The sequence below is a fragment of the Ensifer sp. Root127 genome (genome assembly GCF_001425225.1).
GTDB classification, from domain to species: Bacteria; Pseudomonadota; Alphaproteobacteria; order Rhizobiales; family Rhizobiaceae; genus Ensifer; species Ensifer canadensis.
On the sequence record NZ_LMDX01000001.1, the window covers coordinates 372,004 to 398,553 of the forward strand.

Sequence of the window (26,550 nt, forward strand, 5' to 3'; positions counted from 1 at the left end):
CCCACTTTTCCTCTTTCGCACCGTCGTCACGGGCGAATTACATCGGCACCCTTACGGTCACCTTTTTCGGTCGCCCGCCATTGCCCGGCACAAGCACCGTGATCACGCACTGGCCATCGGACGTCGGCTGTGCCGACAGCAGTTCGCCGCCGGTTTCCGAAACGACTTGCTGAGCAGCCGCGCTGCAATCGCCGGCCACGCGGACGACAAAGTCCGTGGGCACGTTGACCTCAGGCGGAGCAAAGCCCGCAAGGCCTGCGGCAAGCGCGGCTATGATCACTGGTGAAGACATGAACGCACTTTCGACTTGGGAAGCATCATGGCAAAAGCAATAACCGATAGAGGCTGAATGGCAAATGAATGTCGGCCGCCCAGCCGGGCGAACAGCCACCTGTGAATGGCTGTATCCACAGTGACCCGACCGCAGATTGCAACGATTCCTTCGACGGTGAAACTCGACGGAAGAAAACCTCCGCCTGACAGCGGTCCGTGCCGAACATCGATCCGCTGCAGCGCCGTGCCAGCCGCCAATCAACGAGGCGCATTCCGCGACGGAGCCGCCGGCTTGACGATCAGCCATTTGTTAAGCCCTTCCTGCTATCGTTGGGTACTCGGTCGAGAACCAGATGGCCGCAGCCTCCGTCGCTCGGCTTACGGCAAGACTTGAAGTGGGCTCGAAATCCCGAGTCCTTTGAATCTCTTGGCCGCACATCTTCCAAAGTTGAGTCCGGCTCTTGCGGGGTTGAATGAGCGCGATCCGGCGAAGAGTCCGACCCCTCATCTAAGCCTCTGCATTGTTTGGTGTTGCCGCGCGCACGTCGGGCCTTCAGGCCGCCTCATGGGGTCAAATACTCTCATCTCACAGCCAGATCGCGATTATCGAAACGCCGTTCGCAACTGAACTTGCTCGCTTTGCGGTGACGTCGCGCACGCGCGCTATCAACCCACTACAGCGCCTGATCGCCAAAGCCGCTTGCTCAAAAGACCGCCCTCCCGACTCACCGAGCGCCAAATTGGCCCGCTGTCCCCGGTCGGCTGAATGCAACTGTGGATCATTGAAAAATTAATCGATTTAAAGATTTTTCAATCGTTTAAATGATTTAAGCCACTGATTTACAAAGCGTTTACGATGTGAAATTGTCCGCCCGTCAACTAGTCATGAATTTGCAACAGGCCCGGGAGGATCGGATGCAGACGCTCGTAAACAACCAGCCGGCATCTCAGCAGTCCAAGGTACCGCAGTCGCTGCTGGACCGTTTCGAAAGCGAATGGCGCGAAATGCGCTCAGCCACCCAGACAACACCGAAGCCCGTTCAGCCGGCTGAATAAGCCTGCGCTAGCGCGCGAGAATAGGCTTGTCGACACGACTATGCCCATCGACCTTAAAGCCGCCCGCGGTCAACGCCGCGAGCGGCTTTCGCTTTTTGGCTTAATGCAGCTCTAAAAGCGCCTTGTGTCTTGAAGAGCCTTCTCGTTCTCGGGGGTGATCGGTCGCATCCAGCTGGTATTCCCCCCGCCCGCGCAGCCCCAAAAGAAGCTGACAACGCTGTGAATCCCGCCTCCCGCGGTGGCGTATCGAGCCGCGCGTATGGCCAGCCGTGTGGCGATTTCCTGCCTTTTGGCCAATCGGAAAAACCGTGTTACTCTTTTTCCATGCTGACCGACGAGATTGAAAAACTGGCGCTGAGCCTGCCGGGAACGGAAGAAAATGCCCATTTCGGCACGCGGGACTTCCGTGTGGGCAAGCGCATCTTCATGTCTCTGCCCGAGGCAGGGCGGGCGGTTTTCAAGTTCACACCGGATCAGCAGCGCATGCTGCTGGAAATGGAACCCGGCGTCTGCGCTGCGGTCCCCGGTGGCTGGGGCAACAAGGGCTGGACCTCGCTCTACTTTGTCGAGGCCGACGAGGATCTCGTTCGCCAGTCGATGGAAACCGCGTGGCGCAATGTTGCCCCCAAAAGCCTGGTGAAGAAGAACGGCCGTCATTGACGCGGCCGGCATCGACGTTTCGAAAGCCGTCTGCAGACGACCTTCTATCCGCAGGCAATCGTCTCAGAGAACATAGTCGAAAAGCGTGACCGGCTTGTCGTGATACTCCGTCTGCGCGAACGGCCGCATGCCGAGTTTCTCCACGATTCTGATCGATGCCGCATTGGCCGGGCTGACGATAGCGGTTACGCGGCGTCCGGCGTGATGTTCCCGCGCCCAGCCGAAAGCCGCATGCGCAGCTTCGCTGGCATAACCGCGTCCCTGCGCCTCAGGCGCGATCGTCCAGCCGGTCTCCATCGTCCCGGTCAGGGCGGGAGAAATCTCGCGGCGCAGTTCCTGAAAGCCGACCTGCCCGACGAAGCGCCCGGAGCTTCTCTCTACGATCACGAAATAACCGAAGCCAAAGAACTGCCAGCCGCCCTCCTGACGCAAAAACCGCGTCCACATCTGTTCGCCGGAAAAGGGGGCCGGTGCGATATGACGAAGGATCTCTGGATCCGACCACATCTGCTGATAGGGCTCGAAATCCTCCAGCTGCGGTCTGCGGAGAATGAGGCGGTCGGTGCTGATCATCGGAATGCCTGAGAACGATGGAATACCACCGATCTCTAGCTGCTCTCCGCAGTGCCTGCAATGGCGCCCCGTTCCAAAACCGATTCCGCAAGGGCAGCTAACAGGCTGTTAACCCAAACTTTTCTCGCCGACTTCCAGCGGCCAGGTCACGAGGTAATCCTCGTAGTCCTCGATGTCGATGCCGTCTTCCGCAACGGTGCGGCCACGCACGGAAATGCCGGCGGTGTGCACCGTCTCGGCATCGCCCGAGAGCAGCGGATGCCACCAATAGAGGTCGCGGCCTTCCGCCACCAGCCGATAGCCGCAGGTCGGCGGCAGCCAGGTAATCTCGCGCACCGCGTCCGGCGTCAGCTGAATGCAATCCGGCACCGTTGCCTGACGGTTCGGATAGTCCTTGCACCGACAGCTCTCGCCGTCGAGCAGCGTGCAGCGGATCGAGGTCCAGGCGATCTCTGCCGTTTCCCAATCCTCGAGCTTGTTGAGGCAACAGAGCCCGCAGCCGTCGCAGAGGCTTTCCCACTCCGCGTCATTCATCTCGTCAAGGCTCTTCGCCTTCCAGAAAGGCATTTCGCCCATCGCCATCACACTTTCGTCAAATCGGTCGCGCTACTGCGCGGCACGTCTTATCAGACGTGCAAAGGTCACAGTAGCGATTTGAGTTGCTGCAGGTTTGTCCTTTAATCGGCGACGACCAAAGGAAACATGCAGGAGAGAAATTTCGCAGAAAATTGCCGGTTTTTTAAGGCCACCGGCGCGATATGCAAGTAGATTGGAATTTGACGCCGTGCAAATATCGCGCGGCACCGGCATGATGCCAAAAGCCTTCAGGACGTTGAGACCGTGCGGGAACCGAGGAAAGACGATAACCGGCCGAAAAAGCGGCACATCTTTCTGAGAATCGATTCCTGGATCGATTCGACGGTCTGGAATGCCGGGTTCAAACTCTCACAATGGTGGGAAGATACCACTATTTTCTTCCGCCGCTTCCGCGTCACGGGCTGGAAGAAGGCGGTCTTCGAGGTCCTCGGTGAAGGTATGACCTGGGGAACGGCCGGCTCGGTGCTGATGCTGGCTCTCGCTCTTCCGGCCTTCGAGGAGACCAAGGGCAACTGGCGGGCGCAAAGCGATTTCGCCGTCACCTTCCTTGACCGCTACGGCAACGAAATCGGCCATCGCGGCATCATTCACGAAGATTCCGTGCCGATCGACGAATTGCCGGATCATCTGATCAAGGCTGTGCTCGCAACGGAAGACCGGCGCTTCTTCGACCACTACGGCATCGATTTTCTCGGGCTCGCCCGCGCCATGACCGAGAATGCACGCGCCGGCGGTGTCGTCCAGGGCGGCTCGACGCTGACGCAGCAGCTCGCCAAGAACCTGTTCCTGTCGAACGAGCGCACGATCGAGCGCAAGATCAAGGAAGCGTTTCTGGCCATCTGGCTCGAATCCAACCTTTCGAAGAAAGAGATCCTGCGGCTCTACCTCGACCGCGCCTATATGGGCGGCGGGACGTTTGGTGCTGCGGCAGCGGCGCAGTTTTATTTCGGCAAGGCGATCACCGACGTCAACCTGGCGGAATCCGCCATGCTCGCCGGCCTCTTCAAGGCACCGGCGCGCTACGCCCCGCACGTCAACCTGCCGGCCGCCCGCGGCCGCGCCAACGAGGTTTTGACAAACCTCGTCCAGGGCGGGCTGATGACTGAGGGCCAAGTGATTGCGGCACGTCTCAACCCGGCAACCGTCATCGATCGCGCCCAGGTGAAGGCGCCCGACTTCTTCCTCGACTGGGCGTTTGACGAAGTGCAGCGCATCGCCCGGCCATTTGCCCAGCATTCACTCATCGTGCGCACCACCATCGACATGGGGCTGCAGAATGCGGCCGAGGATTCGGTCGAGTCCAGCCTTCGGCAATATGGCGAGAGCTTCCATGTGAAGCAGGGCGCACTGGTGATGGTCGAAAACGGAGGTCCTGTCAGGGCGATGGTCGGCGGCCGCGACTATGGCGAGAGCCAGTTCAACCGCGCCACGCGGGCGCTGCGCCAACCGGGGTCTTCCTTCAAGGTCTACACCTACGCGGCGGCCATGGAAAAAGGCATGACGCCGGAGACCATCGTCGTCGACGCACCGATCACCTGGCGCGGATGGTCACCGCAGAATTACGGCCGCAGCTATGCCGGCCGCATCACCATCCTGACGGCGATCGCTAGGTCGATCAACTCGATCCCGGTGCGCCTCGCCAAGGACAAGCTCGGCACGGAGCTGATCGCGCAGACCGCCAAGAACATGGGCATCGAAACGCCACTGCGCACCGACAAGACGATGCCGCTCGGCACCTCCGAAGTGACGGTACTCGACCAGGCGACGGCCTATGCCGTGTTCCCAGCCGGCGGCCTACAATCACGCCGCCACGGCATCAGCCAGATCCTGAATTATGACGGCGACATCCTCTACGACTTTTCCCGCGACGAACCGCCGGCCAGACGCATCCTTTCCGAGCAGGCCAACGCATCGATGAATTCGATGCTGACGCAGATCCCGGTGATCGGCACGGCACGCAAGGCGGCCCTCGACAACGGCATCGTTACCGGCGGCAAGACCGGCACCACCCAGGCCTATCGCGACGCCTGGTTCGTCGGTTTTACCGGTGACTACACGACGGCGGTCTGGTTCGGAAACGACGACTATACTTCGACCAACAACATGACCGGCGGTTCGCTGCCGGCAATGACCTTCAAGCGGCTGATGGATTATGCCGAACAGGGCATCGAGCACCGCCAGATACCGGGGATAACGTCCCCGGCGCCTGCACCGAGCAAGCAACCGGAGGTCGCCAATGCCAAGCCGGATGAAAATGCCCTGCCGCCGCTGGTGCGGCCGCGGTCGCTATCGGCAGACGTGACACGGCTCCTGCGTTCGGTGGGCGATACCTTCGAAAAGGCCCCCGCCTTGAAGGCGCCGGAAAGGAGCGGCGGCAAAGTCGCCGTACTCGGCGCCGCCGACGGCGGGTCCTCCCAACAGGCTCTCCCGAATGCCGCCAGCAATTGAACGCGCTCGAAACCTTGAATTGAACGGCCGGATCGATACCGGTTGCCAGGTCGGCGCGATGATCGCCGTTGCGTCGCGCGCCCGTTTGGGCGAGACATGGGCTGCGCGGCGCATTGCGCCTATGCATAACCATATTCGATAGAGCCGCCCTTGTTCCGAATTCCCCTCCTCGTCGCCCTTGCCCTTGCCATCGCCTTCGGCGGCGGCATCGCTTCAGCCGTCTGGGCGCTGAAGGCGACGGTCGGTTTCGGCTCGATCTCGATCGGCCCGTGGGTCGCCTTCCCCGAAGCACAGACCGAGAATGCCGACCCCTATGCCAAGGCACATCGCGCCCGGGCCGGCGAACTGCTCTATGGCGGCGCCGAAGGGCTGATGTTCATGGCACAGGTCGACGACAGGGGCGAGAAGCTGTCGGCCGCCTGCTCCTACGATGTCTCGGGGCTGACGCCGCAGGCGCGATTCTGGACGCTCTATGCAGCGAATGCCGATGGCGTGCCGCTGCGCCCCGGCTCGGATCTGCCTTCGGCGATCAACTCGTGGACGGTGCTGCGCGCCGAAGACAGTTCCTTCACCATCCATGTCTCGCCGAACGCCAAGCCGGACAACTGGGTAGCGTTACGGCATTCCGGAACCTTCCGGCTGGTCCTGACGCTGCTCGATACCCCGACGGCAGGTTCCTCCGGCCTTATCGATCTCGCCATGCCGAAAATCGTGAAAACGGGATGCGGCGATGCGTAGTGTTCTGTTCGCTTCCATCCTTGGTCTCGTGGGCGCAGCACTGCTGCATATCATCATCGTGCTGGTGCTGCCGCAATTTACCGGTCGCGACGCCTATACGCGCGTTCTCGGTCTTCTCGAGATGGACAGCTTCTTTTCTTTGACGAGTACCCCTGGACCGACCGGCCTCAGCAACGACGACCCTTATCTCCGCACGGCCGTCTGCAGCTTTTCGATCACCGACGGTCCGGCGCGGTTCCTCGCCAGAGGTGCGGTACCTTTCTGGTCGCTTGCGGTTTTCGACAGCGCATCGAATGAGGTCTTCAGCATGAACGACCACACCGCCGTCAACGGCAGGCTCGACCTCGTGGTTGCGACGCCGATCCAGCTGGTGGAACTGCGCAAGACGCCGCCGGAAGCTCTGGCACAATCGATCATGGTGGAGATGAAGGAAGAGGATGGCTATGCGGTGCTGCGCGCCATGGCGCCGCTCGACAGCTTCGAGGATCAGGTCCGGAACTTCCTGGCGGAATCAAGCTGCGAGCCGTTCCGTCGTTAGTCAGCGCAGTCCCTCGGACAGGGTACGCGGCCTTCAGCCTTGCCGTTCCTATCTCGATGTCGTGGAGAAGATGAACGCGACCGCAAGGGGCGGAGCGTTGTTGGCACAAGCAAAGCCGTGCGCAGGCCGGCCGATGCAGCCGACACATGGGCGGTGGATATAACTACTGCTTCTTGATCCGACGTCCGTCGGGCGCGGTTGGCTGCGGATCGCGGCCATCGAGACGCTCGTAGCGGATTCCGGTAAACAGAAGCACTTTTGCTCCGCCCGATATGGCCGGAGGTCTGCGTGGTGGCATTTGGACCTTGTGGTCCTGCATTCTGATCACGTCTGCCATGCTCGTCTCCATATAGGCTTGAGACGGATGAACTACCGTACAGATTTCACCCTGCCCTTTCGGGGCCAGCGCATTTTCCCGGGCAGTGCCCGGACAGGCGCGCTTTTCTCATCTTCTCCTTCTTCCGGTCGCCCGGAGGTTGCTGCTTGCTCAAGTGGTACAGACCAATCATAGACGGTCCGCTTCGATTGAGCCATAGGCTGGTTAACAGATGGTTAACGCCGCATCTGCACCCCTAACCTGTGGGAGTATGTTCCCCGGAAAAACAAAACACTGTATCCGGGGTAACAGCTTCGGGCGGAACGGGAATGGCTAGCGCCTGGACAACAGTCCAAACAGGAAGGAAACGCCGGCAACGGTCAGAAGCGTCGAAATCGGCTCTTCACGGACGCGCTCTCGCACCCGCTCGGTCATCAACTCCGCTTCGCTCTGAACAACCGCTTTTGCACCGGACCCGATCGCCGACACGCTATCGGTCAGCCGGGCAATCTCGGCGCGCAACTCGGCAATCTGCGCTTCCAACTCGACGCGAGCAGCCGATGCTTCGACTTCACTCTCGACCGTGTCACGCACCGCCTGCAGTTTCTTTTCTACCATTGCAACGCTCCTTCTCTTGCCCGCTTTCAACGCATCGCAACGGCAATGGTTCCGACCGAGAGCAGCGAAAATCCGAACGCCAACGAAAAACGGGCGGCCCTTGGGCCGCCCGTCCGAAAGCTGGGCGCATCGCCCACCACTCGCATCACTCCACGCAGGATGGGTCCATCGCCTGGCATCGAATCAATGGAACCGGGCGAGCGCCGCCGTAACCATCTTCGAAGTCCTCGCGCACGCGGGTGCCATCGCGGTCCCGTTGACGTTCCCAGTCGCGGCGGTCATCGCCGCCTGCCTGATCGTCCCAGCGCTCGCCGTCTCTGCGGTTACGCTCCCAGTCCTGCCGGGTGCGGTCGCGTTCCCACTCGCGGCGATCGCGGTCACGCTGACGTTCCCAGTCCCGCGGGCGACGGTTGTCGTCGACCCAATCCGGCCCACGACGCCACCGGTCACGGTCGCGATAGAAGTCACGGCCGCGATAGTTGCGGTCCCAGTAGCGATCGAATTGGAAGACCACCGTCGGGATACCGAGCGGGCGGTAATATTGCGGTTCGACATAGACCCTGTTGCGACGATAATCCGCCTGCACATAGCGTCCGGCGACCCAGCCGCGGCCGCCAAAGAAGGAAACGTCACACCAGGGCAGATCGGCAAGACAGCCGTGGATTTCGACGGCTTCTCCGGCCGGGATCAACGACACTGCCGGATAGCGCGTGCTCGGACCGGACCGCATATTGACGTTGGCGGTTGCAAACCCCTCTGCCGCCTCGGCAATCGCCGGCGCCAGGAAAAGCGCGCATATGGCCGCTGCGCGCAACACTATTTTCTTCACAGTAAGCTTTCTCCCATCGGAAGGCCCCTCTTCACTAAGCCCTCTTGCGTCGGCGGGCGTCCGGAACCCTTCACCGTCACCGCGATCACTTAAAGCCGCTTGTGGATTTTTTAAGGCTGGAAACGATCGAGCCCACAGGAAGCAGGGCTTTGCGATAGAAAGCGCACAAAATCACCAGCCGCTCGCACGCCGCAAGCCTGAATAAAGCCCCAACGTCCATAGTTAACAGTACGCTAACGCTTTTCTTTTATTTTTAGTGACGTGTGCCGTTCCGGATCGCCGGCAATGGCGATCATGTTTTGCGTGCAAGGATTTATCGTGACGGATCGCTTTCGTGAGTTGGAAAGGCCACAGACGGGCCGCTTGAAGGACGTCGTCCTGATGGCAACCGTCAGCGGTTTCGAAAGCCTGCGGATCCCTCGCAAGTCCGACATGAAGCAATTTTCCGAATTGTTCGAGCCGCTGTTCCTCGGCTCCAGCAGCGAAGCGCGCCGTCAGGCCGCCGCCGCGCTGTCGCAGTGCCCCCATGTTCCGGAGCCGGTCGCAGCCCTGATCGGCAGCATGCCGATCTCGATCGCCGCCATTTTCCTGACCCGTTCGCAGGCCCTGTCGGATCGAACGCTTATCGGCATCATCCGCCAGCAGGGAGCGGCCCACGCCGGTGCAATCGCCCGCCGCACCGCTCTGTCGCCTTCCGTGATCGATGCCCTGGTCGAGCACCACAACCCCGCCGGCCTTTCCGCCCGCCCGGACGTGCGGCAACAGACAGTCGCTGCGCCTTCAACGCTGGCCGAGCCGGATGTCGATGCTGCAAGGGCCGCGCGCGAGGAAACCTTGCGCACCGAAATCAAGACACTTGCCCGTGTCGCGGCGCACGAGGCGGCTGCCGCCGCATCTACCATTATACCGATCAGCACTACGCTAAGCGCCCTCCTGGTGCGCTTTGCCCGCAGCGGCGAGATCATCCTGTTTTCGCGTGCGCTGGCGACGGCGCTCGATGCCGGAGGGCACCTGGTCGAGCGCATTCTTCTCGACGTTTCCGGCCAACAGCTGGCGACGAGCCTGATCGCCCTATCGCTGCCGACCGACGATCTCACCTTCGTGCTGCAGTCGCTTTATCCGCACCTCGCCGAACGCATCGGCGGCACCACGCGCGCTGAAGCCTTGACCGGCGCCATGGACCCGACATCGAGCCGCGAACAGCTTGACGCCTGGCTGCAATCCGAGGAACGGGACGCGCCCGCGGCACGGCACCAGCCCTATCTTGCGGATGACCATGCCAATGATGCGTGCCAGCTGACCGTCCGCAAGGTAGCCGGGGCCGCCGGCGGCGCCAAGCCGCAACGGGTGTTCGGCCGCCGTTAGAGCGTTTCCGATTTAGACGGAACCGAACAAACGCTCTATCTCTTTGTTTTTACGCATTTCCTGACGGAAAACCGCTTCGCACTTTTCCTGGAAATGCTCTAGTCCTGGTCACGACCGAGCCGGCCCAGCTCTCACATATGGTTCAAGAGTGGTTTGCGCCGTCTTCCGGCACGACATCGAACAGGTCGGCGCGATCGTCCAGCTCGATCTCGACGATCCAGCAATCCGGATCGAAACGGATTTCACGGGAGAGTGCATCATCCACGGCGTCGCCATCGCGATCCTTCAAGCGGATCTCGAACTTGCGACCGATATTGGCGTCGTCATCGAAGAAGTTCTGCGGCGCCGGTGCAAACAGCGTTTCGGTACCCATCCGCGTGCGTTGACGAATAAAGATCGCGCCAGCGTCCTCCGCCCCCTTGCGCAGGATAGCTGCGTACCCACCGAGCGCAAAGGCGCGGCGCAGCAACGCGGAGACGAAAATGTGGGATTTGAGACGCATGGACATGCCTGTACACGGGCGGAGCCAGGCATGCAAATTGGCTGCCGCGACAAGAATGTGTTCAACGGATGGGAGACGCGCCCGTGAGAAGGTCCCTCAAAGCGCGCCGATCTCCTTGAGCTTCTTCAGCACTTTGGCATTGGGCTCACCGGTCTGCGGCAACCGGTAGTGCTTCTCGAAATGGCGAATCGCTGCACGCGTCTGGTCCCCCGCAACGCCGTCGACGACGATGTCGGCATAGGCGAGGTTGCTTAAGCCCTTCTGGATGTCCAGGACCAGCTCGCTCGACACCGGGATCTCGGCACGCGGAATCAGCATCTTGTCGGTCTCGGCCGAGCGGATGGCTGCGGCGACAGGGTCGACATCGGCAACTGCACGTTTCGGATCGGCGTAGGGCCGGCTTGCCGGCAGTGCCGCGGCCATCTTCTGGCCAGATGTCGTGCGCAGGGCGCGCAGCAGTTCGGCGCTCACGGCGCCTGTCTCGGTGCGTCCGGCCTGCTTCTCAAATCGCAGGATTGCGGCTGACGTGCGCGGGCCTGTGCGTCCATCCGGCACGCCATCATAAAGGCCGATGCGGTTCAGTTCCTTCTGGATATCGGCGACCAGTGGTGACGCGGACGTCTCCGGCACCGAGGCGACACGTTCGGGCGACGGCTTTTCGGCAGGCGCCTCAGACGGGACCGCCGCGATCACCTCCTCGACGTTTTCCGTCGCCTTGTCGTCCTCGCGCTTGATGACGAAGGTGGTGACGTTGCGCGGCTCGATCTCGGCGCCCTTGGCGACGGCGATGCGCTCGGCGGTCTCTGGACTGACAAGCGGCACGCGGGTGCGAAGCAACGGCGATGGATGGGCGCCATGCTGGTACCACATGGCGTTTGCAGCAACGAAGGAGAAGACCACAACAAAGGCAGCCGAACCGCCGGCACTCAACGGGTGCCGGGCCGCCAGCCGTCCAGCAAGCGCAACCCCGCGGCCGGCGAGAGCCAGCCCACGCATGGCAAGGCCTGGCGCGGAACGCGCCGCCTTCTTGCGATCAGGCTGTTTTCGCTTGCGCGGCGCCATATCCCCGTTCCTCGTTCAAACCCGTCCTTTCGAATCGGTCGCCATCGGCAACCGCCTGCGTGTCACTATCTCTCAGCCGCGGCGGAAATTCGACGGTCACGGCCGAGCGCGGTTCCTCGCGATTGGCCTCGACGATGCCGGACCCGTCGCTGGGCAGCGTAACAGTGATGACTGTGCCTTCGCGCTCGCGGCTGCGGATCGCGACCTCGCCGCCGTGAAGCGCCACGAGGCCCTTGACCAGCGAGAGACCGAGACCGGTGCCCTCGTAACGGCGGGTGTAGTCGTTCTGGATCTGGACGAAGGGTTGCCCCAACATCTGCAATTTGTCGGCGGCGATGCCGATGCCGGTGTCGCTGACGGTCAGCTTCAAGGCCGGACCGTCAAGCTCGGCGTCGATCGTCACCATGCCGCCGTGGTCGGTGAACTTGATGGCGTTTCCGACAAGGTTGATCAGAACCTGCTGGAAGGCGCGTTGGTCGGCATTGATCTCGCCGACACTGCGGGTCACGCGGCTCGCCAGCTTGACGCCCTTTTCCTGGGCCTGATGCGACAGCATCGCTTCGCAGGCCGCGACCGCCTCGGCCACGCGGAAGGGCTCGGGAACCAGCTCGTAGCGGCCCGCTTCGATCTTGCTCATGTCGAGCATCGTATTGACGACCGACAGAAGGTGCTCGCCCGACTTGTGGATCAGGCTGACATATTCGCGCTGGCGGTCGTTTTCGAGCTTGCCGAAATACTCGCCCGTCAGCACGTCGGAGAAGCCGAGGATGGCGTTGAGCGGCGTGCGCAGTTCATGGCTGACGGCGGCAAGGAAACGGGTCTTGGCATCGTTGGCCGATTCCGCTTCTGCGGTTCTCGCCGCAGCTTCGACGCGCAGCCGTGCTTCCTGCGATACATCGCGCGACTGTGCCAGGATCGCCGTCAGACCGCCGTTGCGGTCGAGAAGCGGTGCGAGTTCGCAGCACATATGGACGAATTGTTCGCCTTCAGCCGGCAGCGACCGGCGCTCGATGCGAATGTTGACGGTCGCCCGCTCGCCGCCCTGGCGCAGAATATCGATCGCGCTCAGGAAGGTGATGCGATCGGAGACGTGGATCTGCTCGATGAAGCCGCGGCCGCCCGGGTCGCGCATCAGGGTCAGATGCTCGGCCGAGTCACGGCCGTGAATGGAGAGAACATTGCCGCGCAGATCGTGCACGGTGACAAGACCGGCAAAAAGGTCGTAGGCGGCCGAAAGATCCGGAAGATCTGGTACAGCCGGCTCGAGCGTTTCCGAGGCCTGGTTGCCGCGTCCACGAGCAATGGCGGTAGCAGCGGCCAGCAGCGAGGCGGACGCCCAAAGAGCGGTCCCAAGCGGCAATGCGGAGGAAACGGGCATGGCGAGCGCAAGCGCCAGCGGTACTGCCGGAAGTGCTGTCAGGGAGACGGCAGCGACCGTACGCAGACGCTTGAGGTCCCGACGGCCAATGGCGGAGCCAGCCTCGCGGCGGGGCAACCACAGGGCAGCGGCCTCGTCCACGCGGGACGTCCATCTGCCAGCCATGTCACGCAATACGCTCACGCCTTACCCTGCCACATTTGTTGTTCTTGCGAGACTGAGCGTGACCGATTTCCGCTTCATGCGGGCCGCCATTCGAACTGCCTCGTGACATGTCGGAATCTCGCATCCCCGGCTTAATGAAAGAATAAACGGGACTGTCCCGGAACGGCGCCAAATGCCTGAAAAATCCCGTTTTGAGGCAATTCGGGCGACCTTCATTTCTTGTGGTTAACGGGGCGTAAGCAACGGATTTCCGTGCATTTTCCGCCTCACGTTAAGGATTTGGGCAGGGCGCCCCGGTGCCGTTGCCCACGCTTTCGGCCTTTGCCGGCGGCCCGCCGCCATGAACCTTAACGGCGAAAGCTAAAATGCGACACAAATGCCCGGCAAATCCTCAAAATCGGGAATTTCATTAAAATTCGAAACAAATGCTGCGGGTTTTTGAAAAGCGGTCTTGTGATTCCCTGCCTAATGTCAGTCTCAACAAAGGGCCGGGCGACGAAAGACGGCGGTCCTCATGCAAACGACGGCGGGCGTGAACGGGTATCAGGGGATACTGCGGCGCTCCAGGATGCCGAAAGCAGTAAAACCGGCTAGAAGACCGGCGGGCGCGGCAGCCGAATATAGGATGGGCAGAACATGTGGTTTCTCATCAAGGCGACATTCTGGTTTTCGATGGTGCTGGTGCTGCTGCCGTTCCTCGATCCGTCGAGCGCGCAGAAGCTGGAGCACGGACCGAAGGTCGAGCTCGGCGATACCTTCTCGGCCGCCAATGAGGCATTCCAGTATATCAGCGCCATCTGCATCCAGAAGCCGGAGGTCTGCGAGAAGGGTGCTGAAACCTTCGTCGCACTTGGCCATCGGGCCCGGGAAGGCGCCCGCATCGCCTATGAATTCCTTGACACCCAGTTTGCCGAAACCGATGCGATCAAGCCCGATGCCAAGGTAACGACCGGCACTGTCGGTCAGGCGACCGAGGCTGCCGCCACGCTGGTGGCGCCGGTCGAACAGACCGCTGCGGAGACGGCTCCGGTGTTCAAGCGTACGCCGGTTCCGGAAAAGCGCCTCGACCCGAAGGCGTCCCTCGCCAAGTAAACATTTCTTGCCGTGGCAGCAGGTCCGCGCGACCGCCGCCGAGCCATCCTTTGACACTGCCTGACTTGCCGCCTTCTTGCGGCCGCCGCGAGGATCCCATCCCCTCGCGGCGTTTTCTTTTTTCGGTTTGCAACCGAGGGGCGGTCCAGCAACAGGTCCGCACAAGACATGGCTGTTTAGGTCCCCGCACATTCAGCGGAGACTGCCCCGATGCAGATATACGGGTTCTTTTCAAATGCGAGCGCAACGCGTGTCCCCGCGGCCGGATCGCAAGCGGGCACCGACGTGGCGCCGCTGGAGCAAAAGAGCAGATCTTCCCTTCTGAATCTTTTGCGTACGGACGATGAGACCGCCGCCAACCGCAAGGCCATTGCCAAGAAGAAATTGGACGAGTTGAAGGAGCAGATGCAGATGCTGCGGTTCTGGGCCTCGGACCCGGAGACGCTTGCAAGGCTTGCAAAACAGTTGGCCCAGCAGCTTGGCGCGGCCGCACAGCAATTCGCCGGTGGCGGCTCGTCCGGCCTGGCCGGTGGCGACACGGCGGCCGGTGCCGCATCCGCAGCAACAACGGTTGCATCGGCGGCGATGGAAGTGAATGCCGACGAGATGGCGAATGCCGGCGGCGAAGAAGGCAACAGCGCCGACAAGACAGAGCCATCGTCCCTTGCCGAACGCGCCTACCGCGAATTCAGCTCCGGGAGTTCGGAGGAAAACTCCGATGCGAGGACGGTTGCAGAGTTCAAGGCACTTGCCGAACAGCTCAAGCAATTGCTGAGGAAAGCGGAGCAGGATCTGCGCGCTGAGGGCGCTGGCAGCGACGCGGACGACGCCAGGAAAGCAAGCGCCTCCCTCACCACCTCGATTGCATCTCTGGATTCAACAGTCGGCGCGGCTGCCGGTGCCATCGCAATTCCTACAAGCGTTTCGATCTAGCGCTACTGCATGTTTCCTTAAATCCCATTCGATTTGAGGATAACAACAGGCAGCAATTCAAAGTGCTACAGCGACCTTTGCGCGTCTAATAAGACGCGCGGCGCTGTAGATCCTCGCCCGAATCGAACTCTGATGCGTCCGAGTTGGCAATTCGCGGTTCTCATCTGTGCTACCATCACCTATATGAGGGTCACAACGATCCCGGCACCGTAAGGACTGCTGGGGATCGGAGCAGAGGCACTGACCTCGGGCGGACAAGCGCGCCGCCTGACGGTGTCGACAAACGGACCGGACCATGACCACGCTTGACCAGATCATCGACGACTTCGCCTTCCTGGACGAATGGGAGGATCGCTACCGCTATGTGATCGAACTCGGCAAGGCCCTGCCCGAGATGCCGGACGCCAAGCGCACCAGTGAGAACAAGGTGCAAGGCTGCGCCAGCCAGGTCTGGCTCGCCACCCAGGCGACCGGCGACCCGGAAGATCCGGTATTGCTCTTCGAAGGCGAGTCCGACGCCCACATCGTGCGCGGACTGGTCGCCATTGTGCTTACGATCTATTCCGGCAAGCGTGCCTCCGAGATTTCCAGGCTGGATGCCATCGTTACTTTCAGCAAGATCGGCCTGATCGAACATCTGTCGACGCAACGGGCGAACGGCCTGCGCTCGATGATCCGGCGGATCAAGAACGAAGCCGAGACCCGCCTCGCCGCCTGAGATCGCGGCCGTCCCCATGCATTCACACAATCGCCGAACTTGCGCGAATGTGAGCGTCGCCCGGCACCACAAGCGTTGCGCGACGCAGCCATTTTGACGCTGACAATGCCTGAGGATCCGTGCCGGCCAATCGCTACCGGCCGAATGCCTGGCGAACAGCTATTCACCCCGCTCCGCTTGTGCGGTGAACGCAGATGACACCAGGCGCTCGATCGTCTCTATGAACGCATCGAAATCGGCAGCATCCCGTCGATCCTCGATGACGGAGCAGGCATGCCGGACGGTCGTCCGGTCTCGCTCGAAAGCGTTGGCGATATCGCCTTGCGATATTTGCAGGACGACATGGCAGACATACATGGCGATCTGGCGCACATGGCATTTGGCGCGTCTCCTATCACGAAGAAGCGGTATCCGGTCTGCGGCAAGATGCACCGCTTCGGCCGTCAGATTTTGCACGAGGCGGCAGGTCAACCGCGTCGACATCTCACGCGCGCCGCCCTGCCCGCGCTTCACTGCAGCAACCTGCCCTGCCGTCAACGCGGCCGTCTTGAGATGATGGACCGTCCCGGATGAAAATTCGTTTCGGCCGTCGGCTTCGATAAAGGACATATGAAAACCCCTTCAATAGGAATTAATTCATATATCCATTTCTCGGGAGGGGAATAAGGAAATTTTTTGCACACTTTCCCGCCCCTTTTGCGTCCAGTTGCAGCTACAGCCTACTGCATGTTTCCTTAAATCGTATCCGATTCAAGGATAAGAACATGCAGCAATTCAAAGTGCCACAGCGACCTTTGCGCGTCTAATAAGACGCGCGGCGCTGTAGCGTCGCGAATAGGCACATTTTCCCAAGCTGAAAAACACAAAGGCCGGGCGACAGCCCGGCCTTTGTGTGTTCAGTTACGCTCCGCCCCTCGAACCAGACCGGCGCAGGGCGCGGTCGTGGCGATGGGCGGCAGGTCAGCTTACTTGCCGCGACGCTTGCGACGCTGGCCGAGACCCATTTCCTTGGCGAGCCGCGAACGTGCTTCGGCATAGGCAGGAGCAACCATCGGGTAGTCGGTCGGCAGATCCCACTTCTCGCGATATTCTTCCGGCGACAGGCTGTGATGCGTCATCAGGTGGCGCTTCAGCGACTTGAAGGTACCGCCGCATTCCAGGCAGGTGATCTGATCGTCCTGCACGGATTTGCGGACCGATACGGCCGGCTTCGGTTTTTCAACGGGGACCACGACCGGCGTAGGTGCCGCCGTGTTGTTGAGAGCCAAATGGACGTCGGCGATCAGCGTGGAGAGCTCGGCAGCCGGAACGACATGGTTGCTGACGTAAGCGGACACGATCTCAGCCGTCAGCTCAACCAGAAGTTCATGGCTCGCGCCAAGCGTTGTTTCAGTCATTTCTTTCTCCTATCGGAATACAGCACAAGCCCGAAACATGTTTCAGGGAGAGGAATACGTGCAAATGCCGTCGGGAAGCCTTCGCTGCCTTGGGATAGACCATCAATCGTACAGCAAGGACAAATTCTTGCCGCAATATCAAGAGTTGGAATTTTGATCACGAAACCTATTGCCGAGTCGCTGGAACAACCAACCTCTCAAAGCAACAGCCAATATTCACAACTCAAGCTGGAATTTCAGCTCTAAGTATTTTTCACAACGACACTTTACATTTACTCGATTAACATTGATCAGCGAAAATTCCAAACATAAATTTGCCCGCCGCTAGCAACTTTATTTCGAAATTGCTGACGCGGCGGCGCTCTATCGGAATGTTCTGAAATACAAAATCAGAAACGTTGCCGTTCAATGCCGGCGCGGCTCTTCCTTTTGCGGAAGCTGATCTATGACCGACTGTTTCGCCAGCCTGTAACCCGCCTGATGAGCAGCCTTTGCCAAGAGATGGGCAGAAATCGGAGCGGTCAGTACGAAGAAGAAGAAGCCCGCCAGCGCCCGAAACAATATTGCCACGTCGAGCGAGTGCAGTCCCGCGGCCAGAAGCAGCAGGCCCGAACCGACGGTGCCCGCCTTGGAGGCCGCATGCATGCGGGTGTAGAGGTCGGGAAAGCGCACGATGCCGATTGCCGCCAGCAGGGAAAAGGTGGCGCCGCCGACAAGCAGGACAGCAACAGAAAGCGTAATGATGGCCTCAAACATCGGTTCTATCAGCGTCCCCCTTTGCGTTTGCGTCGGGCAACTTTCGCCTGCGGCGTCCGACCTCGCTTTCCGGCACCGGCCGCAGCCTGCTCCGGGCTCGCCTTCTCCGGCGAGAGACCGCGCGCCAGAACAAAGCGGGCAAAGGCGACGGTTGCGAGAAAGCCGACCAGTCCAAGGGCGATGGCGATATCGATATAGAGATTGAAGCCGGTGCGGATGGCAACGACCGCAATCAGGCCTATGGCGATCGCCACGAGCATATCGAGGCCCAGGACCCGATCGGGCAGTGTTGGGCCGCGGATGATGCGCCACACGGTCACCAGCAGCGCCAGTGACAAGAGCGCGAGCGCGAAGACGGTGGCGCCGCTGAGTATCTGCTCCGGCATCGTCATTCGAAGGCCTCCTTGATCCGACGCTCGAAGCCGTTGGCAAGATCGCGCCTGAGGCCACCGGGGTCCGCACAATCAAGCGCGTGCACATAGAGGGTCTTGCGATCCTCGGAGACGTCGACCGAAAGCGTGCCGGGCGTCAGCGTGATCAGGTTGGCAAGCAACGCAATCTCGAAGTCGCTCTTGATCGTCAGCGGGTAGGAGAAGATGCCCGGCTTCAGCCGCATTTTCGGCTGAACGACCAAGAGAGCGACCTTGGTCGCCGAGACTGCCAGCTCTTTGAAGAACAATGCGGTCAGCAGCAGGATCTTCAGCGGTCGAACCGGATAGGCAACAGGCTGCAATTCGCGCCGGATCAGCCACAGGGATAGCGCGCCGACTGCAAAGCCGAGCAACAGGTTCGGCACGCTGAGACTGCCGCTGATTGCAGCCCAGATCGCAGTGAAGATCAGATTGATCCAAAGGAACTTGATCATCGGGCGGCTCCCGGGAAGACCGAGTTCAGATAGCTCGACGGTTCCGAAAGCCCGGCGGCAGCATTCTGGATCGTTGCAAGCAGCGGCTCGGGATAAAGGCCGATCGCGAGCGTCAGCATCGTCAGCGCCGCAAGCGGCAGAAGAATGGCGGCCGGGATCTGCGTCTCGGCCGTTGCCGCCTGCCCGTCTGCCGTGTCCCGCCAATAGGCAAGCAGGAAGAAACGACCGGTGGCGATCGTCGTGAGGAAACCGGTGACGAGCAGCACTGCGGCAAGCCACCAGGCGCCAATGTCGAGTGCGGCCTTGACCAGCATGACCTTCGGCCAGAAGCCCGAGAACGGCGGCAGGCCGGACACGGCAAAGGCAAGCATCAGGCTGATCGCAGCGAAACCGACATGGCGGCGGTAAAGACCGGCAAGCGAGGACAACGAGAAGCTGCCGCCGAGTTTCGCTGCCACGCCGGAAGCAAAGTAAAGCGCCGTCATCACAAGCATCGAATGCAGCGCATAGAAGATCGCGCCGCCGATGCCACCCGGCCCGCCAACGGCGATGCCGGCGAGGATCGAGCCGATGCCGGAGATCACGAGATAACCGAGCATGCGACGGAAATCCGACTGCGCCAGCGCCCCGAACACACCGACCAGCATCGTCAGGGCGCCGACCGCCGCGATGACGAAACTGAGTTCTTCCCGTTCCAACGGCAACAGCATCACCGTCACACGGATCAGAGCGTAGATCCCGACCTTGGTCAGCAGACCAGCAAAGAGCGCGGACACGACGACACGCGGCGTATGATAGGACGCCGGGAGCCAGAAATTGACGGGGAATGCCGCAGCCTTCATGCCGAAGGCCAAAAGGAACAAGGCCGTCAGCGTCATCAGCGGCGCGGTGCCGCGCAGGCCCTCCGCCTTGCGGGCAATATCGGCCATGTTGAGCGTGCCGAAGCTTGCGTAGAGATAACCGGTGGTGATCAGGAAAAGCGTCGTCGCGACGAGGTTGAGGAAACCGTATTTCACCGCGCCGTCGATCTGCTCGCGCTCGGAGCCGAGCACGATCAGGCCGAAGGACGAGATCAGCAGCACCTCGAACCAGACATAGAGATTGAAGACGTCGCCGGTCAGAAATGCACCGGAGACGCCCGCCATCAACAGCATCAGGAAGGGATAGAAGCCGTATCGCCGGCCGCTGTCGTTGATATCGGCAAGCGAGTAGATGCCGCCGGCAAGCGCGACGATGGAGGCCGCAAGCGCAAAGAGCGCGCCGGTCAGATCGACGGTAAAGGCTATCCCGAAAGGCGGCAGCCAGCGCCCCATGACCATCGTCACCGGGCCGCTGGCGATCACGTGTTGAAGCAGCAGCCCGTCGATCACCACCAGACCGGCAAGCCCGGCCACCGCGACGAACGGGTGCAGGCCGATCGGACGGCGCAGCATGACCAGCAGCGCGCCGATCGCCAGGCACCAGGCAACCGGAAGGATCACCAGCCAGTCGGCAGCCGCAACCGGCTCGAGAACGAGGGCAGCGGAGAGATCGGCGGGAGGTGAAGTCGAAACGGCCATGGGTCGGTCAGTATCCAAGCGGCGGAGCCGGCTCTTCTTCCGGCTCGGCGACGCGCATCTCGTCGGTGTTGTCGGTCGAAAGATCCTCGTAGGCGCGCCAGGCCAGGACCAGCAGGAAAGCAAAGAAAGAGAAGGAGATGACGATCGCCGTCAGGATGAGAGCCTGCGGCAGCGCATTCGCCGCCGGCCCTGCGAGCGTATCGGCGCCCTCCGGAATGACGGGCGGCACGCCGCGCGTCAACCGGCCACCGGTGAAGATCAAAAGGTTGACGGCATTGCCGAGGACCGCCACGCCCAAAAGAACGCGAATGATGTATTTCGACAGCAACAGGTAGATGGCAACGGTAAAGAAGATGCCGACGAGCAGCGCGAACCATGCCTCCATCATTCACCTCCCCGCTCTTCGAGCGACAGGGCGATCGAGCTGATGGCGCCGACGACGACGAGATAGACGCCACCATCGAACAGCATCACCGTCGACAGCGGCACCTCCACGCCAAGCAAGGAAGGATAGATCCAAAGCCCGGTCATGAACGGCACGCGCGCAGCCATCGAGATCAGGCCGGCGATGGTGGCAGCGAAGAGGCCGGCGCCGGCAATCGCCATCGGATGGAAATAAATGGCGCGACGTACCGTCTCCACGCCGCAGGCGATACCGTAGATCGCCAGCGCCGACACGGCGATCAGCCCGCCGATGAAGCCGCCACCCGGCTCGTTGTGGCCGCGCAACAGGACGAAGATCGAAAACAGCACCATCAGGCTGGTCAGAAACGGCGCAACGGCACGGAAGATCACCGATCTCATGCGCCGTCCTCCGCGTCCGGGTCATTATCGGCGATGCGCCGCAGCGAGCCGGCCCTGAGGCGAACGAGAGACAGGATGGCGAGACCCGTCACCATGACGACGGCAATCTCGCCGAGCGTATCAGTGCCGCGGAAATCGACGATGATGACGTTGACGACATTGGCGCCATGCGCAACCGTCTTCGAATAGAGATTGAAGAAATCGGTCAACGAGGCATCGAAGGGCACGCCGGTCACCTTCAGCAGCATAAGCCCGAAACCGATGCCGCAGGCGAGCGCGATGGTGAAATCAGGAAGTCTCTGGCCGAGCGGCCGATGATCGGAGGGCGAGAGCCTCAACCGCGTCATCACCAGCGCAAGCACCACGACCGAAAGGGTCTCGATCATGAACTGGGTAAAGGCGAGATCCGGCGCACCGTAAAGCAGGAAGATGACGGCGACTGCAAAGCCCTGAATGCCGAGCGAGACGATCGCGGTCAGCCGGTCGGCGGCGAGAACGACAGCGAAGAGCCCGATGACGGCGATCGCCATGATCGCGAGCTCATGCAGCGGCACGTCGCCCGCAAAGAACGGTGCGCGCGGCAATTCGCCATAGTAGATCGGCGCGCCCAGGAGCACGGCGGCCACCAGCACGAAGGTCGCCGTCATATAGACTTCAAGGCGACCTGACTGCAGCCGGCGGGTCAGCGCGACGGAAAAGCGCACGAGGTTTCGCATGAACTGATCGAAACCGCGATCCGGCCCCCAGCCGATGTCACTCAGGATGGTCGCGATGAAGGCACGCAAGCGGGCGAGGTTGAGATAGCAGACAATGCCCAGAGCGATGGTGGCAAAGGACAACACCAGCGGCATGCCGATATCGGGGATCGCCGAGATCGTGATCTGCCTGGGCTCGCCGGCAATCGCCGTCGCCATCGGTGTCGACACAAGCTCGTGGGTGAGGTTGGACAACAGGGCAGCCGACAGTCCCTTGGCAGCCAGGAGTGCAGGCCCGAGCCAGAGAAGCAGCGGCGCCTCATGCGGCGACTTCGGCGTTTCGATCTTTGCGCCGATGAAGGGCTTGAGCGCGACGGCGAAAGCGACGGCAAACATCAGCGCATTGCCGAGGATGGCAAGTGAAGCGAAAACCATCGCGCGCCGGTCAAAACTAGGCAGCGCGTAGTAGATCTCCTCCTTGGCGAGGAAACCGAAAAACGGCGGCAGGCCGCCCATGGAAAGTGCTGCGGCAAGTGCGATCACGAACGTCAGCAGCATGGCGGAGCGCAGTCCGCCGAGCTTTGTGACATCGCGCGTGCCGGTTTCGTGGTCGATAATGCCGGCGACCATGAACAGCGCGCCCTTGAACAGCGAATGCGCCACCAGATAGAGCGCCGCCGCCTCGATGGCATGCGGAAAACCGAGACCGGTCAGCATCACGAGCAGGCCGAGAGATGCCATGGTGGTGTAGGCGAGCATCAGCTTCAGGTCAGTCTGGCGACAAGCGAGAACCGCGCCGATGATGAGCGTGGTGCCGCCGAAGAGCGGCAACAGCATCTGCCATTCCGGCGTTCCGCCGAGCACCGGGTTGAGGCGCATCAACAGATAGACACCGGCCTTAACCATCGTTGCGGAATGCAGATAGGCCGAAACGGGTGTCGGCGCTTCCATCGCGTTGGGCAGCCAGAAATGGAACGGAAACTGGGCAGACTTGGTAAAGGCGCCACCGAGCACCAACAGCAACGCGGCGAGATAGAACGGGCTCTCGCGCATCTCCGGACCGAAAGACGTCAACAACGAAAGCTGGGTGACACCGGTGACATTCCAGATGATCAACAGGCCCGCGAGCAGAAACAGCCCGCCTCCCCCGGTGACCACCAACGCCTGCAGGGCGGCGCGCCGGGCGGCTTCGCGCGAATGGTCGAAGCCGATCAGCAGGAACGAGGTGATCGAGGTCAGCTCCCAGAAAACGAAGAGCATCAGGAAACTGTCGGACACGACGAGCCCGAGCATCGATCCCATGAACATCAGGATGAACGAGAAGAACCGCCCCTGCTGGGGGTGGCCCTTCAGGTAGCCCCCGGAATAGAGCACGATCAACGCGCCGATACCGGCAATCAAAAGCACGAAGGTCAGGGACAGGCCATCGATCAGCCAGGAGAAACTGACATTGAACGACGGAATCCACTCATAGCCGCCGGTGACGACTTCGCCACGAGAGACTTCCGGCCAAAAGCCCATGAAGTGCAGGACGATCGCGGCAGGAAAAAGCGCCAGGATCCAGGCCGCGTTATGCCCAAGGAGTCGGGTCAGGAGCGGCGCGACGAGTGCCGCGACGAAAGGGAGAGCAAGAGCCAGCAATGTCAGGGCCGCAACATCCATCGTCCGGGCCAGCTCCTTTGCGCTTTGATTGATTGATCGACGAACGAACGAACACCCGACATAAAAGAAGGGTAAAGGCGCCTCAAGGGTAAATCGGGTAAAATCGACGTTATGCGCTGTTAAGTCCGGCAAATGCCCGGAAAATCTCCAGTTTTCTCGTGAGATTGGTGGTCACGTTTGACCGACAAGGCAAAATCATCCGATGCGACATCGCCTTGGCATACACGTCCGCACAACACCGGTCATCGCCGCCGATCGGCCTGCGCATGCGATTAAAGTGTTGTTAGCAACATCCAGTGGTATCGATGGCATGAAACGCGCTGTATCTGGTAATTCGTCGCGATTGGATGGTATCTCCGATATAAGATACGCAGCGGCACAGATGCCGACTTCGACCGAAGGCCAACGCCCTTTCCTCGATAAGTTGAAGATAGGCAAGCATTTGAATTTTCAGGGGCTTCAGCGCCATTTCATGCTTCCCGCCGGGCGTGGCATGCTGTAATTCAAAGTGCTACAGCGACCTTTGCGCGTCTAACAAGACGCGCGGCGCTGTAGATCGTTCGTTATCGCTGATTGACTGATGCACCGAATTGCACGGCGTTTCTCTTGAACCTGCGAGGTCTGGCTTGGAACGGTCTCACATTGTGGCGGTGACCAGTGTACTTGCGGCGCTGGGCGCCATCCTTCCGATCGTCGCCGCGTTCTATCTCTCCTGGTCAGTCGCCACCAGCAGAGAGGAGACCCGCCTCAGCCGCCTTGCCGAATATGCGATCATGCGTACCAATACGGCGTTCGGCGAAGCAACATCCGCGCTCAAGTCTGCCGACCAATTCAGCTTCACGCCCTGCTCCCAGCAACATATCGCGGCGATGCGCGCTCTGGTTGTCAACACGCGCTCCGTCGAGGATATCGGTTACTTCGAGGGCGATGCGCTCAAATGCTCCTCCTGGGGCAAGCCGGAAACGAGCGTCGGCCGCGGGCAAGTCGACTTCACCACAGCCAGCGGCATCGGCGTGTCGGCCCGGGTTCATCCGACGATCAGCAACGGTCGGGCGATGCTGGGATTCCGGTACCGATCCTACAGCGTGCTGACCGATCCGGCTCGGCTCGTCGACGTGCTCGCCACCCCGGATACGCGCCTTGCGATCGCCAGCGATACCGGCACCCTCGTCAGCGAATTGAACAACCCGGATGCATCGTTGATCAAGCGGCTGATCGAGCATACGCAGACCGGCACCGATGCGGACAATCTGTTTGCCACCGCGACCGGCTCCGGCTGGATTGCCATTGCAACATCGTCACGGGCGTTGCTGCTGAAAGATCTCGGCCGCGAACGGCTACTGCTCCTGCCGCTCGGCGCGATCGTCGCTGCGCTAATGGTCGGCCTCGTCTTCTGGCTGTCGCGGCGGCGTCTGTCGCCGCTCGGCGAACTCTCGATCGCCGTGCAACGCCGCGAATTCATCGTGCACTACCAGCCGCTCATCGAGATGAAGACCGGCATCTGCGTCGGCGCGGAAGCGCTGGTCCGTTGGCGCAGACCCGACGGTTCGCTGGTCAGGCCCGATACCTTTATCCCGCTCGCAGAGGAAAGCGGCCTGATCCAGGCCATTACCGATCAGGTCATCGGCGGGGTTATCAAGGATCTCGGGCCGGTCCTTGTCGCCGACCGCTCGCTACACATCGCCATCAATCTGTCGGCCGACGACATCAAGTCCGGGCGCGTCCTGCCGGTTATCCAGGCGGCGCTTGCAAACTCCGGCGTCCTCACCGAGCAGATCTGGCTCGAGGCGACCGAACGCGGTTTCATGGACGTGAAATCCGCCCGCGCAACGATCGAGGAAGCCCGTCGGCTCGGCCATTCGGTAGCGATCGACGATTTCGGCACCGGCTATTCCAGCCTGCAATATATCCAGGACCTGCCGCTCGACGCATTGAAGATCGACAAGTCGTTTATCGATACGGTGGGTCTCGTCTCGGCGACCAGCGCCGTTACTCCGCACATCATCGACATCGCCAAATCGCTGAACCTCTACATCGTCGCCGAAGGCATCGAACGACAGGAGCAGGCGGACTATCTGCTCGCGCGCGGCGTGCAATACGGCCAGGGCTGGCTCTATTCCAAGGCCCTACCAGCGCCCGAGTTCATCGCATTCTACAACGACAGCAAACGTGTTCACGGTGCCGGCCCAACCGTGATCCGACGAGATATTCCCGAGGTGCCGCCGGCCGTCGGCGGCGATTGAAAACGGCGCCCGGCCAGTCCACGATCAATCCGTTGCGATTGCGGCGCGAAGGCACGCTGATCGGCCAAACTGACGGTCGCGGTCACACGACGAGGCTGTCGAGATAGGCTGCAGCCTCGTTGGCGCCGATGCGCACCCATATCGGCACGCGAGCGTGATTTGCGGCGCGTCACCGCCGATCCTATATAGTCGCGAAAATCACAGGGAGATCTTCGATGAGAGACGCAAGGGCGGCGAAAGTGATCAAGAGCGAAGCGGAGTGGCGCGCGCAGTTGTCGCCCGAACAGTACCGCATCACCCGCGAGCACGGCACCGAGCGCCCTTTCACCGGCCCGTTCCTCGCCAACAAGAAGGCGGGCACCTATGAATGCGTCTGCTGCGGCCGGGCGCTGTTCCGCTCCGATACCAAGTTCGATTCCGGTTGCGGCTGGCCGAGCTATTTCGCGGCGATCGACGACGAGGCGATCCGCGAGATCGAGGACCGTTCGCACTTCATGGTGCGCACAGAAATCCGCTGCGCCGACTGCGATGCCCATCTCGGACACGTCTTTCCCGACGGCCCGCCGCCGACCGGTCTGCGCTACTGTCTCAATGGTCACGCGATGACGTTTACCGAGGATTGACGCAAACAGACGGAAGCATTCGCAAGCTCAGCGCTGTTCCAATAGAAACAGCTGTTCGTGCACGGATGTGCTATTGATAGTGAAA

30 protein-coding genes are annotated in these 26,550 nt (G+C 61.2%); 12 read left to right on the forward strand and 18 right to left on the reverse strand.

Features of this window, described 5'->3' with window-relative positions:
* Positions 1–37: 37 nt before the first annotated feature.
* Positions 38–292, reverse strand: a complete 255-nt coding sequence (locus ASD03_RS01710) for a hypothetical protein (RefSeq protein ID WP_025426340.1) — start codon at positions 290–292, stop codon at positions 38–40.
* An 896-nt stretch (positions 293–1,188) separates the two neighbouring features.
* Between ASD03_RS01710 and ASD03_RS39855 the strand changes: the two genes are divergently transcribed.
* Positions 1,189–1,329 carry a hypothetical protein gene (locus ASD03_RS39855; RefSeq protein WP_164474924.1) on the forward strand — a complete coding sequence of 47 codons (141 nt, stop codon included), beginning with the start codon at positions 1,189–1,191 and terminating at the stop codon, positions 1,327–1,329.
* A 324-nt stretch (positions 1,330–1,653) separates the two neighbouring features.
* Positions 1,654–1,989, forward strand: coding sequence for an MmcQ/YjbR family DNA-binding protein (locus ASD03_RS01720; RefSeq protein ID WP_025426338.1), 336 nt, complete (start codon positions 1,654–1,656; stop codon positions 1,987–1,989).
* Positions 1,990–2,052: 63 nt separating this feature from the next.
* Here ASD03_RS01720 and ASD03_RS01725 read toward each other — a convergent pair whose 3' ends face one another.
* On the reverse strand, positions 2,053–2,562 hold the full coding sequence (locus ASD03_RS01725; protein ID WP_025426337.1) for a GNAT family N-acetyltransferase: 510 nt from the start codon (positions 2,560–2,562) through the stop codon (positions 2,053–2,055).
* A 108-nt stretch (positions 2,563–2,670) separates the two neighbouring features.
* Positions 2,671–3,138: a YcgN family cysteine cluster protein gene (locus ASD03_RS01730; RefSeq protein WP_025426336.1), complete on the reverse strand. Its 468-nt coding sequence runs from the start codon at positions 3,136–3,138 to the stop codon at positions 2,671–2,673.
* A 264-nt stretch (positions 3,139–3,402) separates the two neighbouring features.
* On the opposite strand from ASD03_RS01730, the gene ASD03_RS01735 reads away from it, so the two are divergent.
* From ASD03_RS01735 to ASD03_RS01745, 3 genes are all read left to right on the forward strand, one after another.
* Positions 3,403–5,607, forward strand: a complete 2,205-nt coding sequence (locus ASD03_RS01735; RefSeq protein ID WP_025426335.1) for a transglycosylase domain-containing protein — start codon at positions 3,403–3,405, stop codon at positions 5,605–5,607.
* 150 nt (positions 5,608–5,757) lie between these two features.
* On the forward strand, positions 5,758–6,345 hold the full coding sequence (locus ASD03_RS01740) for a DUF1214 domain-containing protein (RefSeq protein WP_025426334.1): 588 nt from the start codon (positions 5,758–5,760) through the stop codon (positions 6,343–6,345).
* On the forward strand, positions 6,338–6,883 hold the full coding sequence (locus tag ASD03_RS01745) for a membrane protein (protein WP_025426333.1): 546 nt from the start codon (positions 6,338–6,340) through the stop codon (positions 6,881–6,883). The genes ASD03_RS01740 and ASD03_RS01745 overlap by 8 nt, the downstream gene beginning before the upstream one ends.
* A 163-nt stretch (positions 6,884–7,046) precedes the next feature.
* Here ASD03_RS01745 and ASD03_RS39860 read toward each other — a convergent pair whose 3' ends face one another.
* From ASD03_RS39860 to ASD03_RS01755, 3 genes are all read right to left on the reverse strand, one after another.
* The gene (locus ASD03_RS39860; protein ID WP_164474925.1) at positions 7,047–7,220 is read right to left on the reverse strand and encodes a hypothetical protein; all 174 of its coding nucleotides are present in this window, start codon (positions 7,218–7,220) and stop codon (positions 7,047–7,049) included.
* A gap of 312 nt (positions 7,221–7,532) precedes the next feature.
* Entirely contained in the window at positions 7,533–7,817 is a 285-nt protein-coding gene (locus ASD03_RS01750; RefSeq protein ID WP_025426332.1) for a hypothetical protein, read from the reverse strand.
* Between the two features lie 145 nt (positions 7,818–7,962).
* A complete protein-coding gene (locus ASD03_RS01755) occupies positions 7,963–8,646 on the reverse strand; it encodes an SH3 domain-containing protein (protein ID WP_025426331.1) in 684 nt (227 codons plus the stop codon).
* Positions 8,647–8,940: 294 nt separating this feature from the next.
* Between ASD03_RS01755 and ASD03_RS01760 the strand changes: the two genes are divergently transcribed.
* Complete coding sequence (locus tag ASD03_RS01760) at positions 8,941–10,011, forward strand: DUF2336 domain-containing protein (RefSeq protein WP_025426330.1); 1,071 nt, start codon at positions 8,941–8,943, stop codon at positions 10,009–10,011.
* Between the two features lie 142 nt (positions 10,012–10,153).
* Here the strand turns inward: ASD03_RS01760 and ASD03_RS01765 are convergent, their stop codons facing one another.
* The 3 genes from ASD03_RS01765 to ASD03_RS01775 form a co-directional block, all read right to left on the reverse strand.
* Positions 10,154–10,513 (reverse strand): DUF1491 family protein, encoded by a 360-nt coding sequence (locus ASD03_RS01765; protein WP_025426329.1) that lies wholly within the window; start codon positions 10,511–10,513, stop codon positions 10,154–10,156.
* 96 nt (positions 10,514–10,609) lie between these two features.
* Entirely contained in the window at positions 10,610–11,575 is a 966-nt protein-coding gene (locus ASD03_RS01770) for a peptidoglycan-binding protein (RefSeq protein ID WP_025426328.1), read from the reverse strand.
* The gene (locus ASD03_RS01775) at positions 11,547–13,118 is read right to left on the reverse strand and encodes a HAMP domain-containing sensor histidine kinase (RefSeq protein WP_057211476.1); all 1,572 of its coding nucleotides are present in this window, start codon (positions 13,116–13,118) and stop codon (positions 11,547–11,549) included. The genes ASD03_RS01770 and ASD03_RS01775 overlap by 29 nt, the downstream gene beginning before the upstream one ends.
* A 636-nt stretch (positions 13,119–13,754) precedes the next feature.
* On the opposite strand from ASD03_RS01775, the gene ASD03_RS01780 reads away from it, so the two are divergent.
* From ASD03_RS01780 to ASD03_RS01790, 3 genes are all read left to right on the forward strand, one after another.
* Complete coding sequence (locus ASD03_RS01780) at positions 13,755–14,210, forward strand: DUF5330 domain-containing protein (protein WP_025426326.1); 456 nt, start codon at positions 13,755–13,757, stop codon at positions 14,208–14,210.
* A 210-nt stretch (positions 14,211–14,420) separates the two neighbouring features.
* The gene (locus ASD03_RS01785) at positions 14,421–15,143 is read left to right on the forward strand and encodes a hypothetical protein (RefSeq protein ID WP_025426325.1); all 723 of its coding nucleotides are present in this window, start codon (positions 14,421–14,423) and stop codon (positions 15,141–15,143) included.
* A 295-nt stretch (positions 15,144–15,438) separates the two neighbouring features.
* Entirely contained in the window at positions 15,439–15,861 is a 423-nt protein-coding gene (locus tag ASD03_RS01790; RefSeq protein WP_025426324.1) for a SufE family protein, read from the forward strand.
* 159 nt (positions 15,862–16,020) lie between these two features.
* On the opposite strand, the gene ASD03_RS01795 is transcribed toward ASD03_RS01790, so the two are convergent.
* The 9 genes from ASD03_RS01795 to ASD03_RS01835 all read right to left on the reverse strand — a co-directional run bounded on the left by ASD03_RS01795 (position 16,021) and on the right by ASD03_RS01835 (position 23,599).
* Positions 16,021–16,470, reverse strand: coding sequence for a helix-turn-helix domain-containing protein (locus ASD03_RS01795; RefSeq protein WP_025426323.1), 450 nt, complete (start codon positions 16,468–16,470; stop codon positions 16,021–16,023).
* A 356-nt stretch (positions 16,471–16,826) separates the two neighbouring features.
* Positions 16,827–17,258 carry a MucR family transcriptional regulator gene (locus tag ASD03_RS01800; RefSeq protein WP_025426322.1) on the reverse strand — a complete coding sequence of 144 codons (432 nt, stop codon included), beginning with the start codon at positions 17,256–17,258 and terminating at the stop codon, positions 16,827–16,829.
* Positions 17,259–17,663: 405 nt separating this feature from the next.
* Entirely contained in the window at positions 17,664–18,014 is a 351-nt protein-coding gene (mnhG, locus tag ASD03_RS01805) for a monovalent cation/H(+) antiporter subunit G (protein WP_025426321.1), read from the reverse strand.
* 8 nt (positions 18,015–18,022) lie between these two features.
* Complete coding sequence (locus ASD03_RS01810; protein ID WP_025426320.1) at positions 18,023–18,406, reverse strand: cation:proton antiporter; 384 nt, start codon at positions 18,404–18,406, stop codon at positions 18,023–18,025.
* Complete coding sequence (locus tag ASD03_RS01815; protein ID WP_025426319.1) at positions 18,403–18,876, reverse strand: Na+/H+ antiporter subunit E; 474 nt, start codon at positions 18,874–18,876, stop codon at positions 18,403–18,405. The genes ASD03_RS01810 and ASD03_RS01815 overlap by 4 nt, the downstream gene beginning before the upstream one ends.
* The gene (locus tag ASD03_RS01820) at positions 18,876–20,438 is read right to left on the reverse strand and encodes a Na+/H+ antiporter subunit D (RefSeq protein WP_025426318.1); all 1,563 of its coding nucleotides are present in this window, start codon (positions 20,436–20,438) and stop codon (positions 18,876–18,878) included. The genes ASD03_RS01815 and ASD03_RS01820 overlap by 1 nt, the downstream gene beginning before the upstream one ends.
* Before the next feature lie 7 nt (positions 20,439–20,445).
* Positions 20,446–20,823 (reverse strand): Na+/H+ antiporter subunit C, encoded by a 378-nt coding sequence (locus ASD03_RS01825; protein WP_025426317.1) that lies wholly within the window; start codon positions 20,821–20,823, stop codon positions 20,446–20,448.
* The gene (locus tag ASD03_RS01830; protein ID WP_025426316.1) at positions 20,823–21,242 is read right to left on the reverse strand and encodes a Na(+)/H(+) antiporter subunit B; all 420 of its coding nucleotides are present in this window, start codon (positions 21,240–21,242) and stop codon (positions 20,823–20,825) included. The genes ASD03_RS01825 and ASD03_RS01830 overlap by 1 nt, the downstream gene beginning before the upstream one ends.
* Entirely contained in the window at positions 21,239–23,599 is a 2,361-nt protein-coding gene (locus ASD03_RS01835) for a putative monovalent cation/H+ antiporter subunit A (RefSeq protein ID WP_025426315.1), read from the reverse strand. The genes ASD03_RS01830 and ASD03_RS01835 overlap by 4 nt, the downstream gene beginning before the upstream one ends.
* 202 nt (positions 23,600–23,801) lie before the next feature.
* On the opposite strand from ASD03_RS01835, the gene ASD03_RS38625 reads away from it, so the two are divergent.
* The 3 genes from ASD03_RS38625 to msrB all read left to right on the forward strand — a co-directional run bounded on the left by ASD03_RS38625 (position 23,802) and on the right by msrB (position 26,465).
* On the forward strand, positions 23,802–24,101 hold the full coding sequence (locus ASD03_RS38625; protein WP_057221497.1) for a hypothetical protein: 300 nt from the start codon (positions 23,802–23,804) through the stop codon (positions 24,099–24,101).
* Positions 24,102–24,225: 124 nt separating this feature from the next.
* Positions 24,226–25,842 carry an EAL domain-containing protein gene (locus ASD03_RS01840; protein WP_025426314.1) on the forward strand — a complete coding sequence of 539 codons (1,617 nt, stop codon included), beginning with the start codon at positions 24,226–24,228 and terminating at the stop codon, positions 25,840–25,842.
* 215 nt (positions 25,843–26,057) lie between these two features.
* The gene (gene msrB, locus ASD03_RS01845; RefSeq protein WP_025426313.1) at positions 26,058–26,465 is read left to right on the forward strand and encodes a peptide-methionine (R)-S-oxide reductase MsrB; all 408 of its coding nucleotides are present in this window, start codon (positions 26,058–26,060) and stop codon (positions 26,463–26,465) included.
* Positions 26,466–26,550: the final 85 nt, after the last annotated feature.